Annotated in this window: 1 pseudogene; it reads left to right on the top strand. The window is 39.6% G+C overall.

Annotated features, from left to right (window positions below):
- Positions 1-874, top strand: a pseudogene (locus tag WN50_RS26860) (RNA-guided endonuclease InsQ/TnpB family protein); the annotation flags it as partial.

Below are 874 nucleotides of genomic sequence, written 5' to 3'. Positions count from 1 at the left end.
GAGCATGGGCATCCATTGAGAGGTTCTATAAGAATTGTCGGCAAAAAATATCCGGTAGAAAAGGATTCCCAAAGTTTAAAAAATATCAAGTCCGAGCATCTGTTGAATACAAAACATCGGGATGGAAACTTTCAGAGGATAGAGGCTATTTAACGTTTTCTGATAAGTTTCAAGCAGGTACATTTAAACTTTGGGGTAGCCGAGATTTACACTTCTATCAACTCCAACAAATTAAACGAGTTAGGGTGATTAGAAGACACGATGGTTATTATGCTCAATTTTTGATAGACCATGAAAGGGAGGAAAACAAAGAACTCAGTAACAAACAAACAGGTTTGGATGTCGGTTTAAACCATTTCTACACTGATTCAACAGGTAAACAGGTAGAGAATCCCCGTTTTCTAAGAAAAGATGAGCGACGAATTAAAAAGCTGCAACGTCGATTATCTCGAAAAAAAAAGGGAAGCCAAAACCGTAAAAAAGCCAGGAATCGTTTGGGTAGGGCGCATCTAAGAGTTTCACGCAGACGTAATGATTGGGTTTGTAAACAGGCCCAACACGTCATACAGTCTAACGATTTGGTAGCGATTGAAAATCTACGGATACGCAATTTAGTTAAAAATCATCATTTAGCTAAATCAATTAATGATGCTGCTTGGTACAGATTTAGAGAATGGTTGGAATATTTTGGGAGAATTTATGGGGTTCCGGTGATTGCCGTTGAACCTGCATACACGTCTCAAAATTGTTCAAACTGCGGTGAGAAGGTTGTCAAAACTCTCACACCCGGACTCACAAATGTCCTCACTGTGGGTATGTAGCAGACCGGGATGAAAACGCCGCCAAAAACATTCTAAAATCTGCACTCAAACAG

The organism is Limnoraphis robusta CS-951 (assembly GCF_000972705.2).
The sequence above is the reverse complement of the archived record's forward strand: the minus strand, read 5'-3'. Positions and strand labels throughout refer to the sequence as shown.